The following is a 12,382-nucleotide window of genomic DNA, read 5'->3' on the forward strand; positions in this document are numbered from 1 at the left end:
GGGGATGAAAATGATTTTGTTGGGCGTAAACATCGATCACGTCGCCACGCTGCGCCAGGCGCGCGGCACCCGCTACCCGAGCCCGGTGGAGGCCGCGCTGGTGGCCGAATCCAGCGGCGCGGACCTGATCACGCTGCATCTGCGCGAAGACCGCCGCCACATCCAGGACGCGGACGTGAAAGCCATGCGTCCGGTGCTGAAGACCCGGATGAACCTGGAAATGGCGATGACGCCGGAAATGCTGGCGCACGCGCTGGAGGTGGCGCCGGAAGACGTGTGCCTGGTGCCGGAAAAGCGCGAGGAAGTCACCACCGAGGGCGGCCTGGACGTGCGCGGCCACTACGCCGACGTCAAGCATTACACCGGTAAGCTGGCCGAGGCCGGCATCCGCGTGTCCATCTTCATCGATCCCGACCGCGAGCAGATCCAGAAGGCCTACGACGCCGGCGCGCGCGTGATCGAACTGCACACCGGCGCCTACGCCGACGCGCCGCACGCCAGGGAGCGCGAGGCCGAGCTGGTCCGCATCCGCGCCGCCGCCGAATTCGGCGCCAGCCTCGGCATGGTGGTCAACGCCGGCCACGGCCTCAACTACCATAATGTGAAGCCCATCGCGGCCATCCCGCAGATCGCCGAGCTGAACATCGGCCACGCCATCGTCGCCCATGCGCTGTTCGTCGGCTTCCCGCAGGCGGTGCGCGAGATGAAGGCGCTGATGGAAAGCGCGCGCGTCCGCTGATGCCCACCGTCGTCACCCACGCGCTGGCCGGCGCCACCTTGGTTGCCCTGGCCAGCCGCAAGCCAGTCTCCACGCCCGGCATGTTGCCGTGGCTGGCGCTGTGCGGCGCGGCCGCGATGCTGCCGGATCTGGACGTGGTCACCTTCAAGCTGGGCATCCCCTACGCCAGCCCATGGGGGCACCGCGGCTTTTCGCATTCGCTGGCGGCAGCGGCGGTTTGCGCCGGCCTGCTGGCCTGGCTGTGCCGCCCGTTTTGGCTGCGGGTGGGCCTGAGCGCCGCGTCGGCGGCGTTGTTGCTGTTTCTGTCGGTGGCTTCGCACGCCGCGCTGGACATGATCTGCGACGCCAGCTTCGGCCCGGCGCTGTTCATGCCTTGGTCCGATCATCGCTACCTCAGCGGCTGGAAGCCGATAGAAGGCGCTCCGATCGGCCTGAAACGCTGGTTCGGCCCCAAGGGCGAGCGAGTGGTCCAGACCGAATTCGTCTATGTCTGGCTGCCCTGCATGGCGCTGTGGGCGGGGCGATGGCTATCGTTGCGCCATGCCGGCGAGGCGCGCGCATGATTTACGGCATCGGCACCGATCTGGTGGAAATCGCCCGGATGGAGGCCTGGTGCCGCCGCTGGGGCGACAAGGCGGGACGGCGGCTGCTGACCGCGGCCGAGCAGGCCGAGTTCGCCGCCCATGCCGAGCCGGCGCGCTTTCTGGCCAAACGCTTCGCCGCCAAGGAGGCCTTCGCCAAGGCGCTAGGCACCGGCGTGGTGGCGCCGGCCTTGCTGACCGCGATAGGCGTGGCCCACGACTCGCTCGGCAAGCCCTTGTTGGCGCTGTCCGACGAATTGGCCGCCTTCGTCGCCGCGCGCGGCGTCGCGCGCATGCATCTGTCCATCAGCGACGAGCGCGGCCACGCGCTGGCCTTCGTCGTGCTTGAATCGTAAGGCGGGAGACCGCCTCTCGCGCGACAGGCGCGGGAACGGTCGGCGCTCCGCGCTTGTCTTTGCAATACCCGGGGCGGCTATGCGCGCCCCGCAATGGTCGAGGATGAAACCATGACCCAAACGACTCTGAATCTCCCGCGCGGCCCGGTGATGGTGGACGTCGCCGGCTGCGCGCTGACCGAGCAGGAACGCGCCCGGCTGTCCCATCCGCTGGTGGGCGGCATCATTCTGTTCCGCCGCAATTTCCAGAACATCCAGCAGCTGCGCGCGTTGACCGCCGAGATCCGCGCCTTGCGCTCGCCGCATCTGTTGATCGCCGTCGATCACGAGGGCGGGCGCGTGCAGCGCTTCCTGGACGGCTTCACCCGCCTGCCGCCGATGAGCGTGCTGGGCGAGGCCTGGGATCAGGATCAGGACGAGGCGCGCAAGCTGGCTGAAACGGTGGGGTATGTGCTGGCCGCCGAATTGTCGGCTTGCGGCATCGATCTATCCTTCACCCCGGTGCTGGATCTGGACTGGGAGCGTTGCGCCGTGATCGGCAACCGCTCCTTCCACCGGGATCCGGAGGCGGTGGCCGAGCTGGCCGAAGCCTTGCAGCAGGGCCTGGGCCGCGGCGGCATGATGAGCTGCGGCAAGCATTACCCCGGCCATGGCTATGTGGAGGGCGACAGCCACCACTTGATGCCGCAGGACGACCGCAGCCTGGCCGAGATCGAACGCGACGATCTGGTGCCGTTCGCCCGCCTGGCCGAGGCCGGCATGGGCGCGGTGATGCCGGCGCACGTGCTGTATCCTTCAGTGGACAGCCAGCCGGCCGGTTTCTCCAAGGTTTGGCTGACCGACATCCTGCGCGGCAAGATCGGCTTCGACGGCGTGATCTTCTCCGACGCGCTGGACATGGCCGGCGCGGCCGGCGCCGGGACTTATGTGCAGCGCGCCGACGCGGCGCTGGCGGCCGGCTGCGACATGGTGCTGGTCTGCAATCAGCCGGAAGAGGCCGACACGATGCTGGCGGCGCTGCTTCCGCCGCCGCAGCCCAAGCTGGCCGAACGCCTGGAGCGCATGGCGGGCAAGAGCCGGGCCGAGGATTGGCAGCGGCTGATCGCCACGCCTGACTTCGCCGCCGCCCAGGCCGTGGTGAAGCAATTGGCGATGCCCAAGGACGCGCTGGCCGGCCCGCAGGTAGGCGAGGCGCACTGAGATGCTGCCCGCCAGCTTGCGGGAGCTCGACGCCATCCGCGACCAGTGCCGGGCGATGGTCAACGGCAGGGCTGCGCTGTCCGCCGGCGCGTCGGCCTTGCCGGCTCCCGGCATCGATGTCGCCGCCGATGTGGCCATCCTGCTGCAGCTGATCCCGGCGATCAATCAGCGCTTCGGCGTGGCGCCGGAGCAGATCGCCGGTTACGACGCGGCGCGCAAGCAGATGTTGTATCAGCTGATCCGCCGCGCCGGCGGCGCGCTGTTGGGGCTGGAAGTCACCCGCACGCTGCTGGCTGCGGTGGCCAGGCGGGCCGCCGGCCGCTGGGCTGGAAAGCAGGCGCTGAAACTGGTGCCGGTGCTGGGCTGGGCGGCCAACGCGGCGATAGGATTCGCCGCGATGCGCTATGTCGGCAACAGCCATATCGACGATTGCTACGCTGTCTGCCGGCGCATGCTGGAGCAGGGCGGGAAGGATTAGAGCCATGCAAGCCGGCGCATTGATCATCGGTGACGAACTGCTGTCCGGCAAACGCCAGGACAAGCATATGCAGACCTTGATCCGCATCCTGGCCGCGCGCGGCATGAAGCTGGCTTGGGCGGAGTATCTGGGCGACGATCCCGCCCGCATCGAAGCGGCCTTGCGCCGCGCCTTCGCCGGCGGCGACCTGGTGTTCAGCTTCGGTGGCATCGGCGCCACGCCGGACGACCATACCCGGGCCTGCGCCGCCCGCGCGCTGGGCGCGCCGCTGGAGCTGCATCCGGAGGCCAAGGCGCTGATCGAGGGGCGTTTCGGCGCCGACGCCTACCCGCACCGCATCCTGATGGGCCATTTTCCGCAAGGCGCCGCCATCATTCCCAATCCGGTCAACCAGATCGCCGGCTTCTCCTGCGGCAGCGTCCATTTCCTGCCCGGTTTCCCCAGCATGGCCTGGCCGATGGCGGAGTGGGTGCTTGATACTCATTGCCGCCATCTGTTCAACGATCAGCCGGATGTCGAGCAATCCTGCATTGCGATCAAAGCTCGCGAGGGAGACCTGATCGGTCTGATGCAGGACTTCACCGTCCGCTATCCGGCCCTGAGGCTGTCCTGCCTGCCCAATTTCGGCAGTGAGGAGATTCCTGAGATGCACATCGAATTCGGCTTCGCCGGCCAGCCAGCGTTGGTGGAGATCGCCATCGACGAATGGGTGAAGGCGTTGCAGGCGCTGGGCTATGAAGTGAGGGCCAAAAATCCGCAAGCGGAGAACTAACGCCCAAAAACTCATTTCTAATTTTAACGCCGATATAATGGCCGCCCTGGCCGAAAACAGCCCGCGGGAACTGGAAACGGTTCACGCGGCTTGTTGTTTGGGCTGACAGGATCGATATCCGGCGCGATTTGCAGGCTTTGTTGCGAACCTTCTTGCGCGTGGCCGGGTCCGATTTGAACATCCATCGTTCTTTAAAGAGAAAATACATGAGCGCCATCCTCTATCGCGCCGCGCGTCCGGAAGACGTGCCGGCCTGCGTCGTCATCCGCGGCCAGACCCGGGAAAACGCCATTTCTGAAACCAGGCTGAACGAGCTGGGCATCACTCGTGAGAACTGGGCGCAAAGCGTGCGCGCAGGCGAATTGCCCGGCGTGGTAGCGGAGAGAGATGGATGCATCGTCGGCTATTGCTTCGGCGAGGCGGCTAGCGGCGAGATCGTGGTGCTGGCCCTGCTGCCCGTTTGCGAAGGCATCGGCGTGGGCAAGGCTCTGCTGGCGCAGGTCATGGCCATTTTGCGGGATGCGGGCCATCAGCGGCTGTTTCTGGGCTGCAGCAGCGATCCGGCGGTGCGTTCCCATGGTTTTTACCGCTATCTCGGTTGGGCTTCCACTGGCCAGGTCGATAAGTACGGGGATGAGATGCTGGAGTATGTGTTTCCCGCCGCAGCTATCTGATCGGTTCGCGCGGGGTCCTCACATTTGCTTGCAAGTTGATTGAAGGCCCCTTAGCGCGGCCATGGCAGAATCGTTTCATTCGCCACGCGGGAGATCGTCATGCGCGCTTCATGGTTGGCTGCGGCGGGATGGCTTGCCCTGATTCATTGGCCCGTTGCGGCCTGCACCTTGTGGGGCGCGGCGGGCGCGGCCAGCGTGGATGGCACTTTGCTGGCCAAGAACCGCGACTGGAAGCCGGACCATGTGCAGTCGTTGCGGCTGCGCCATCCGGAACATGGCTACGCCTATCTGGGCCTGTACGCCGACAATGGCCGCGAGCCGGGCATCAAGGCCGGCGTCAACGAGAAGGGGCTGGCGGTGGTCGGCGCCGAGGCCAGCAGCCTGCCGCGCGAACTGCGGGCCGACCGCGCGCGCCATGGCGTTTTGACGCGCTTGTTGCGCGATTACGGCTCGCTGGACGAGGTGGCCGCCGCCGCGGACAATCTGTTTTCGCAAACGCGCCCGGTGTTTCTGCTGCTGGCCGACGCCAGCGGCCTGATGCAGGTGGAAGTCGGCCAGCATGGGCGCTACCAGCTCAGCCGCCAGCGAAATGGCACGCTGGCGCACACCAACCATTATTCCAATCTGTCCTTGCTGGACGGGGCGCAGAAAATCGGCCCCAGCAGCAAGGCCAGGCTCGCCCGCATCCGGTTTTTGCTGGATCAGCGGCCGTCGCATGCGCTCGCGGAGTTCGAGCGATTGAGCCGGGACCATCATGACGGCCCGGACAATAGCTTGTGGCGAGACGGCCGCGAGCATACGCTGGCCGGCTGGCAGATGGCGCTGCCGGCGGGCGCGGCGCCCAGGCTGCACCTGGCGCTGGCCAATCCGGGAGAGCAAACGCTGGAGCGGGACTATACGCTGGACGCGGCGTTTTGGTCGCAGCCGGCGCGAACGCTGTTGCCGTAAGACGAACGGCGTTTTGCCAGCCGGGCTTGAAGAGGGGCTGGGTCAGCGCGCCGGCGTGCAGTTGGGGCCTTCCCATTTGCCGTCCATATTGAGCGTGACGCCGGGGTCCTGCATCCGGCAGTCCGGCAGCTTGGGCTTGCTCTCCGCAGGAATGACGATGACCGTGGTAGCGGGCATGACAGCCGGCTGGCCTGCGGGTTGGGCCATGCGTCGTTGCGCCTCTTCCTCGCGCGCCCGCATGTCCTGATCGCGTTTGTCCGCCTGCTTCATCATGCAGTTGGCGTAAGTGTCGGTGCCTGGGTGAAAGCCGTAGCCGGAACAGGTGCGCTGATCCATCGCGCGGATTTCCTCCGGGCTGGCGCAGGCGGTCAAGGCAGCGGCGCCGATGGCGGCGGCGATCAATAGCGGCAGGGTTTTCATCGCTTCATTTCTCCCAGATGAGGGCGGATGCCCGATATGCGCGCCTCTCCGGCGGCATCTTACTATCTATAGAACTTTTCCCAGGATCGATGCCGCGCGAGCATGATTCCGCTTGCGGACGACATTTTCAATTGGCATAATCTTCTTTCGATCCCAATAGCTAAAAGGAGAATCCAATGAGCCGCGATACCCAATTTCAAGGGCATGCTGTTTGAACCGTCGCCTCGGTCGTTTCATTTTTCGATAGTTTTTCCGTTGTAAGCGGCGCCGCTCGGCGGCCGTTCCCCGGCATGTTCCTTACACCGCATCCGCGCGGTGGCTAAGCCTGTCCATCAGGCGCGTTTCCCCCATCCATTTCCGAATGCTTGATCGAGCCTGGCTACGCCTGGCGGCGTTGGCTTGCGAGCGTTCCCGGGAGTTTCAATGCTGAATTTCGATTTTCCGCGTCTGGCCGCCATCGGCCTGACGCCGGTATTGCTGCAACAGGCGCTGGCCAAGGCCGGCGACGAAGCGTGGAAACTGGCGCGCGTATGCCGCGTGCAGCGCGACTGCGCGTGGGTGCATGACGGCGAGGACGAGCATCCGGCCCACGCCTTGCCCGGCATTCACGCCGCACTGGCGGTGGGCGATTGGGCGCTGTGCCAGCCGCTGGAGCATGAGCCCTGGCGCTTGCTTGAGCGTCTGGAGCCATTCAACCAGCTGGTTCGCGTCAATGACGAAGGCGCGCGGCAAGCTTATGCCAGCAATGTCGATACCGCCTTGCTGGTGATGGGGCTGGACGGCGATTACAACCCGCGGCGGCTGGAGCGCTATCTGGGCCTGGCCGCGGCGGCGGGCGTGGCGCCGGTGGTGGCGCTGAGCAAGGCCGATCTGTGTCCGGACGCGGAAACCAGGTTGGCCGAGCTGGAACAGCGCTTGAAGCCGTTGCCGCCCATTCTGCTGCTGAACGGCACCGATCCGGCCTGCCGCGACGTTTTGCGGCCCTGGCTGGGCGCGGGCCAGACGCTGGTGCTGCTGGGCTCGTCCGGCGCCGGCAAGTCCACGCTCAGCAATACCTTGCTGGGCGAGGAGGCGCAGGCGGTGGGCGGGGTGAGGGCGGATGACAGCCGCGGCCGCCATACCACCACCGCGCGCACGCTGCTGAAGTGCCCGGATGGCGCCTGCATCATCGACACGCCTGGCGTGCGCACCTTGCAGGCCCCACCGGACGCCGGCGCGCTGGCCGGCAGCTTCGCCGACATCGAGGAGCTGGCCGGCCGCTGCCAGTTCCGCGACTGCAGCCACCGCGAGGAGCCGGGCTGCGCGGTGAGATCCGGGGTGGACGGCGACAGGCTGCGCAACTACCACAAACTGCGGCGCGAGATGGAGCGCCACGAGCAGACCGCGCTGCAGCGGCAACAGCAGCGGCGCGAGTGGAAGGTCCGCAACAAGGCGGCGCGGCAGCGCTAGCAAGCGGCGGTGAAAACGCCCCGCGGGGCGGGGCGCTTGATCGGACGGCGCAGGGCGCTTACGGCTGGGCCGGCACCGGCTGGCTCTGCGCGCTCTTCACCGCGCGCGGCGGCGCGTTCTTCACGTACTTGTCGAACCAATTCAGCATCTCGTACACCAGTTGCTCGTTCGATTCGCGGGCCGCGTACCAGTGCGGCTCATGCGGCAGCATCACCAGGCGGGCGGTGCCGCCGTTGCCGCGGATCGCCTCGTAGAACTTGCTGGCCTGCAGCGGCGTGGTGCCGGGGTTGGCGTCGTCGCTGCCGTGCATGATCAGGATCGGCGTCTTCAGCTTGTCGGCGTAGAAGAAGGTTGACACCTTGCGGTAAACGTCCGGGGCCTCCCATACCGAGCGTCGCTCGCTCTGGAAGCCGAACGGCGTCAGCGTCTTGTTGTACGAGCCGCTGGTGGCCGCGCCGGCGCGGAACAGGTCGGTGTGCGCCAGCAGGTTGGCGGTCATCAGCGCGCCGTGGCTGTGGCCGGTGACCGCCACGCGGTCTGGATCGACCACGCCAAGCTTCACCGCCTCATTCACCGCGGCTTCGGCGTCCATTTTCAGCTGGTCCAGATAGCTATCGTAGGCAGCCTTGGGGTTGCCGACCACAGGGAACGACGCCTGGTCGATCACGGCGTAGCCGGCCAGCAGCAGGTATTTGTATTGATAGAGGCGGGTGAAGGTTTGCTGCGAGCCGCTGATCTGGCCGGCGCTGGCCGCGTCGGCGTAATCCAGCGGATAGGCATTGAGGATGGCGGGCACGCGAGTGCCTTCCTGGTAGCCCGGCGGGGTATACAGCGTGAACGACAGGTCCAGGCCGTCGGCGCGCTTGTACTTGACCAGCCGCTTCTTGATCTGGCGAAGCTCCGGCGTCGGATCGACGATGCGGGTGACGGCGGTTTCCGTGGAGGCGAAGGCGGCTTCGCCCTTGTCGGCGCTGAGCGGCGCGCCCAGCGTGCGCAGGAAGGCGTTCGGCGCCTCGGCCGGGGTCTGGCGCCAGGTGAGGAAGCTGCCGCTGCCCTTGGCTGACAGGCCGATGAAGCGTTCGTAAGCGGATTTGTCGCTGCGGAACAGGCGTTGGCTGTCGCCGGTTTTCAGGTTCAGCTTGTCGAGGAAGGGGCGGTTGCCCTGCGGCGACGCGCCGCCGCCGGACAGGTAGATGGCGTCGCCGTCCAGCTGGATCACTCGTTCTCCGCTGGGCAGGGCGCGGCGCACCGGGCTGCCCGGATCGGCGTATTTGTCGTCGTAGGACAGGTCCCACAGCAGCTTGCCGGCTTGCTGCGGCTGGTCGACGTTGACGACGCGGGTCTGGCGCCAGTGCTTGTTGAGATCGATTTCGCTGACCAGCGCGGTGTCGGCGCGCTCGGTCCAGTCCAGGCCGGCGAAGCGCTGCGCGGTGCGCAGGATTTCAACCGGCGCCGCGGTGAACGGCGCTTTTTGCATCATCACCTTGTCGCGGGCCGGCACGGTGTTTTTCCAGTCGCCACCGTCCAGCGCCTCTGCCCACAGCAGCGTGGCCGGCTCGGTGGCGCGCCAGAAGAAGTCGCGCGGGCCCAGCGGCTCGCCGTGCACCGGCACGCGGTCGGCGAGCGGCAGCGAGGCGACGGAGTGGGCGGTCACGCGGGCGGGGTTGGCGATGTTCCAGACTTCCACCTCATGCGGGAAGCGCTCGTAGGTGGTGACGTAGGAGTAGGGCTTGCGCACGCTGGACACCAGGATGTGCTTGCCGTCCGGCGCCGGGCCGACGCCGTCGTAGATGGCCGGCTGGCCAAGCGGCGTCGCCTTGCCGCTGGCCGCGTCCACCAGCGTCAGCTGCGACGCGCCGTAGTAGTCGAACAAGGCCTCGTCGTGCGGGCTGGACAGCGTGTCGCGGGTTTCGTAGGTGCTGCTTTCGCCCTGGCCGCCGCCGCTGTCCTGCACGCTGGGGCCGTCCTGCGAGTTGGCCTGCGCGGGCGCCGCGCCCAGCTTGGCCGGCACGGCCTTGACCAGCAGGGTCTTCTGGTCGGGCATCCATTGCAGCTCGTCGTTCAGCATCGGATTGAGGCGGATGCCGGGAATCTTGCGGATCTTGCCGCTGGCTGCGTCGCCCACCCATACCTCGACGGCGTCCTTGGTGGTGTTGGCGAAGGCGAAGCGCTTGCCGTCGGCGGACCAGAGCGGCGCGTCCGGGCAGGCGCCGGCGGGCAGCGCGATCGACGTTTCCTTGCCGCCGGGGACGCTCACCAGCTTGAAGCTTTCCGCGCAGGGGGCGATGCCGTAGCCGCCCGGCGTGTCGTGCTTGCTGCGGTTGGCGGGCTCGATGCGGGTGCCGGCCAGCTTCAGGTAAGGCGCGGCCACGCGCGCGATGGACGGATATTCCTGCCAGGCGACCAGCAGCATATTGTCTTTGGTCGGGCTGAGGCTGGGGCCGGGCAGCGACGGCGCGCGCATCACTTTGAGGATGTTGGCCGGCGGTTGCTGGTAGCCGGCGGCGGAAGCGGTGGAGGGCAGCAGCGCGCAGGCCGCCAGCGTGGCGGCGGCGATGCCCTTCAGGGCGTGCGGTTGAGACATGTTCATCCTTGTTGCCGTTTGATCTGTAAGGCCAGACGGGAGGACGCTCGCGCGGCCTCCCGTCCGAAAGACATGATGACGAATCTATCACATGTCATATGTTTTGTGCCGACCGTCTTGACGCGTCTCAATCCACCGAGTGGAAGTGTTTGACAATGCTGGAGAAGTCCAGCTTGCCGTTGCCCTGGTGCACGTGTTCTTCGTACAGGTTGCGCGCCAGAGCGCCCAGCGGATTGGCTGTGTGGCTCTGCAGCGCGGTTTCCTCGGCCAGGCCCAGGTCCTTCAGCATCAGCTCGGACATGAAGCCGCCGGCGTAGCCGCGGCTGGCCGGCGTGTTGTCCATCACGCCGGGCCAGGGGTTGTACAGCTCGGTCGCCCAGTTGCGGCCGGAGCTTTTGCTGATGATCTCGGACAGCACTTTCGGGTCCAGGCCATTCTTGACGCCCAGCGCCAGCGCCTCGGCGGTGCCGGCCATCAGGATGCCCAGCAGCATATTGTTGCAGATCTTGGCGGTCTGGCCGGCGCCTGCGCCGCCGGCGTGGAAGATGTTCTTGCCCATCGCTTCCAGCGCCGGACGGGCTCGGGCCAGGTCTTCCGCCGCGCCGCCGACGATGAAGGTCAGCGTGCCGGCAGTCGCGCCGGCCGTGCCGCCGGACACCGGCGCGTCCAGCATGGACAGGCCTTTTTCCTGCGCGCCTTCCGCCACTTTGCGCGCGGTGCCGGCGTCTATGGTGCTGCAATCGATGACCAGCGTGCCCTTGGGCAGCCTGGCGAACAGGCCGCCATCGCCGAGGTACAGCCCGGCTACGTGCTTGCCGGCCGGCAGCATGGAAATCACCACGCCCGCGCCTTCGGCCGCGTCGGCGGCGCTGGATGCGGCCCGGCCGCCGGCGGCGGCCACCTTGGCCAGCGCGTCGGCCGACAGATCGAAGGCGCTGACCTTGAAGCCCTTGTTCAGCAGATTGACGGCCATCGGCCCGCCCATATTGCCCAGGCCGATGAAGGCGATGTTTTCCATGTTGTTCTCCTCTTTATGTTTGTCGCTGTTATTTCAATCCCGCCAGCGGGTGGTCGGCTTCGCGCCACGGCGAATCGAAGTGCCCGTCCACCCAGGCCTGGTCGATGTCGGCCAGCTGCCGGCTCCAATGCGGATTGCGGTCCTTGTCCACCAGCAGCGCGCGCACGCCCTCCGGGAAGTCGGAGCGTGCGCAGAAGTTTATCGACAACGCCAGCTCCATCCGCAGCGCTTCGGCCAGCGACATGTGTTTGGAGCGGTTGAGGATTTCCCAGCTGACGGCGGCGGAAGTGGGGCTGCCATGGCGGAAGCTCTTGGCGGCGTCGGCCAGCCATGGGTCTTCGAATGCGGTTTCGTTCAGCGCGGCGGCGACGGCGGCGAGATCGCCGCGATTCATCAGCCGGTGCACCGCCAGCAGGTTGCGTTCGACGTTGGACGCCGGCAACGCGTCGCCCAACTGGCCCTCCAACTGGTTGAGCAGGGCGCTGACCAGTGCCGGGCGAGCATGGGCATCGTCGCCCCAGTTGGCCGCCTGCAAGGCTTCCAGCAGCGCCGGGTAGGCGTCGGAGGCCAGCACGTGGTCGGCCAGGTTGGCGATCAGCGCGTCGTGCGCGTTCAGCGGCGCGCCGGTCAGCGCCAGGAACAGGCCCAGATGCGCCGGCATCCGCTGCAGGAACCAGCTGCCGCCGACGTCCGGATACAGGCCGATGGTGATTTCCGGCATCGCGATGCGGGTGGCCGGGGTGGCCACGCGATGGCTGGCGCCCGCCATCAAGCCCAGGCCGCCGCCCATCACGATGCCGCCGCCCCAGACGATCAGCGGCTTCTTGTAGCGGTGGATGCGGTAGTCGAGCGTGTATTCCTCGGTGAAGAAGGCCACCGCGTGGGGGTTGGGATAGTGCGGTTCGCTGACCAGCTTTTCACGCAGGCCGCGCACGTCGCCGCCGGCGCAGAAGGCGCGCTCGCCGGCGCCGCGCAGCACCACGGCGACGATGCCCTCGTCGCGCTCCCAGATGGTGAGGCGGGCGTCGAGCAGACGGATCATGTCCAGCGTCAGCGCGTTCAGCGATTTTTCGGCGTTGAGGGTGGCGATGGCGATGCGGTGGCCGTCGCCGGTAGTCAGTTCGTCAAACAGCACCACGTCTTGCATGGCGGAACCTCGTTCG

Annotated in this window: 13 protein-coding genes; 9 read left to right on the forward strand and 4 right to left on the reverse strand. The window is 67.1% G+C overall.

What is annotated here, in order from left to right; translation table 11 throughout:
• Positions 1–10 precede the first annotated feature (10 nt).
• The 8 genes from pdxJ to BKX93_RS00625 all read left to right on the forward strand — a co-directional run bounded on the left by pdxJ (position 11) and on the right by BKX93_RS00625 (position 5,748).
• Positions 11–739, forward strand: a complete 729-nt coding sequence (gene pdxJ, locus BKX93_RS00590) for a pyridoxine 5'-phosphate synthase (RefSeq protein WP_031296662.1) — start codon at positions 11–13, stop codon at positions 737–739.
• Entirely contained in the window at positions 739–1,302 is a 564-nt protein-coding gene (locus BKX93_RS00595) for a metal-dependent hydrolase (RefSeq protein ID WP_046156341.1), read from the forward strand. Before pdxJ ends, BKX93_RS00595 begins: the two co-directional genes overlap by 1 nt.
• Positions 1,299–1,676 carry a holo-ACP synthase gene (gene acpS, locus BKX93_RS00600; protein WP_046156340.1) on the forward strand — a complete coding sequence of 126 codons (378 nt, stop codon included), beginning with the start codon at positions 1,299–1,301 and terminating at the stop codon, positions 1,674–1,676. Before BKX93_RS00595 ends, acpS begins: the two co-directional genes overlap by 4 nt.
• Positions 1,677–1,787: 111 nt before the next feature.
• Positions 1,788–2,876 carry a beta-N-acetylhexosaminidase gene (nagZ, locus tag BKX93_RS00605; protein WP_070981601.1) on the forward strand — a complete coding sequence of 363 codons (1,089 nt, stop codon included), beginning with the start codon at positions 1,788–1,790 and terminating at the stop codon, positions 2,874–2,876.
• Between the two features lies 1 nt (position 2,877).
• Positions 2,878–3,354 carry a hypothetical protein gene (locus tag BKX93_RS00610; RefSeq protein ID WP_046167072.1) on the forward strand — a complete coding sequence of 159 codons (477 nt, stop codon included), beginning with the start codon at positions 2,878–2,880 and terminating at the stop codon, positions 3,352–3,354.
• 4 nt (positions 3,355–3,358) lie between these two features.
• Positions 3,359–4,126, forward strand: coding sequence for a competence/damage-inducible protein A (locus BKX93_RS00615; RefSeq protein ID WP_070978142.1), 768 nt, complete (start codon positions 3,359–3,361; stop codon positions 4,124–4,126).
• Between the two features lie 206 nt (positions 4,127–4,332).
• Positions 4,333–4,800, forward strand: coding sequence for a GNAT family N-acetyltransferase (locus BKX93_RS00620; protein ID WP_070978144.1), 468 nt, complete (start codon positions 4,333–4,335; stop codon positions 4,798–4,800).
• Between the two features lie 99 nt (positions 4,801–4,899).
• Positions 4,900–5,748 (forward strand): carcinine hydrolase/isopenicillin-N N-acyltransferase family protein, encoded by an 849-nt coding sequence (locus BKX93_RS00625; RefSeq protein WP_070978145.1) that lies wholly within the window; start codon positions 4,900–4,902, stop codon positions 5,746–5,748.
• A gap of 42 nt (positions 5,749–5,790) precedes the next feature.
• Here the strand turns inward: BKX93_RS00625 and BKX93_RS00630 are convergent, their stop codons facing one another.
• On the reverse strand, positions 5,791–6,168 hold the full coding sequence (locus BKX93_RS00630) for a hypothetical protein (protein WP_052717403.1): 378 nt from the start codon (positions 6,166–6,168) through the stop codon (positions 5,791–5,793).
• A gap of 423 nt (positions 6,169–6,591) precedes the next feature.
• Here BKX93_RS00630 and rsgA point away from each other — a divergent pair, with 423 nt between their 5' ends.
• The gene (gene rsgA, locus BKX93_RS00635) at positions 6,592–7,617 is read left to right on the forward strand and encodes a ribosome small subunit-dependent GTPase A (RefSeq protein ID WP_070978147.1); all 1,026 of its coding nucleotides are present in this window, start codon (positions 6,592–6,594) and stop codon (positions 7,615–7,617) included.
• 58 nt (positions 7,618–7,675) lie between these two features.
• On the opposite strand, the gene BKX93_RS00640 is transcribed toward rsgA, so the two are convergent.
• From BKX93_RS00640 to BKX93_RS00650, 3 genes are all read right to left on the reverse strand, one after another.
• Positions 7,676–10,201, reverse strand: a complete 2,526-nt coding sequence (locus BKX93_RS00640) for an alpha/beta hydrolase family protein (RefSeq protein ID WP_244887210.1) — start codon at positions 10,199–10,201, stop codon at positions 7,676–7,678.
• A gap of 127 nt (positions 10,202–10,328) precedes the next feature.
• On the reverse strand, positions 10,329–11,219 hold the full coding sequence (gene mmsB, locus BKX93_RS00645) for a 3-hydroxyisobutyrate dehydrogenase (RefSeq protein ID WP_070978151.1): 891 nt from the start codon (positions 11,217–11,219) through the stop codon (positions 10,329–10,331).
• 28 nt (positions 11,220–11,247) lie between these two features.
• On the reverse strand, positions 11,248–12,366 hold the full coding sequence (locus BKX93_RS00650) for an enoyl-CoA hydratase/isomerase family protein (RefSeq protein WP_070978153.1): 1,119 nt from the start codon (positions 12,364–12,366) through the stop codon (positions 11,248–11,250).
• Between the last annotated feature and the right edge of the window lie 16 nt (positions 12,367–12,382).

The sequence above is a fragment of the Chromobacterium vaccinii genome (assembly GCF_001855275.1).
In the GTDB taxonomy this organism is placed as follows: domain Bacteria; phylum Pseudomonadota; class Gammaproteobacteria; order Burkholderiales; family Chromobacteriaceae; genus Chromobacterium; species Chromobacterium vaccinii.

Excerpts from the sequence above, each read along its gene's own strand:
- BKX93_RS00630 (WP_052717403.1), bottom strand. The coding sequence starts at position 6,168 with ATGAAAACCCTGCCGCTATTGATCGCCGCCGCCATCGGCGCCGCTGCC.
- rsgA (WP_070978147.1), top strand. The coding sequence starts at position 6,592 with ATGCTGAATTTCGATTTTCCGCGTCTGGCCGCCATCGGCCTGACGCCG.
- BKX93_RS00650 (WP_070978153.1), bottom strand. The coding sequence starts at position 12,366 with ATGCAAGACGTGGTGCTGTTTGACGAACTGACTACCGGCGACGGCCAC.
- acpS (WP_046156340.1), top strand. The coding sequence starts at position 1,299 with ATGATTTACGGCATCGGCACCGATCTGGTGGAAATCGCCCGGATGGAG.
- pdxJ (WP_031296662.1), top strand. The coding sequence starts at position 11 with ATGATTTTGTTGGGCGTAAACATCGATCACGTCGCCACGCTGCGCCAG.
- nagZ (WP_070981601.1), top strand. The coding sequence starts at position 1,788 with ATGACCCAAACGACTCTGAATCTCCCGCGCGGCCCGGTGATGGTGGAC.
- mmsB (WP_070978151.1), bottom strand. The coding sequence starts at position 11,219 with ATGGAAAACATCGCCTTCATCGGCCTGGGCAATATGGGCGGGCCGATG.
- BKX93_RS00615 (WP_070978142.1), top strand. The coding sequence starts at position 3,359 with ATGCAAGCCGGCGCATTGATCATCGGTGACGAACTGCTGTCCGGCAAA.
- BKX93_RS00595 (WP_046156341.1), top strand. The coding sequence starts at position 739 with ATGCCCACCGTCGTCACCCACGCGCTGGCCGGCGCCACCTTGGTTGCC.
- BKX93_RS00620 (WP_070978144.1), top strand. The coding sequence starts at position 4,333 with ATGAGCGCCATCCTCTATCGCGCCGCGCGTCCGGAAGACGTGCCGGCC.
- BKX93_RS00625 (WP_070978145.1), top strand. The coding sequence starts at position 4,900 with ATGCGCGCTTCATGGTTGGCTGCGGCGGGATGGCTTGCCCTGATTCAT.
- BKX93_RS00640 (WP_244887210.1), bottom strand. The coding sequence starts at position 10,201 with ATGTCTCAACCGCACGCCCTGAAGGGCATCGCCGCCGCCACGCTGGCG.
- BKX93_RS00610 (WP_046167072.1), top strand. The coding sequence starts at position 2,878 with ATGCTGCCCGCCAGCTTGCGGGAGCTCGACGCCATCCGCGACCAGTGC.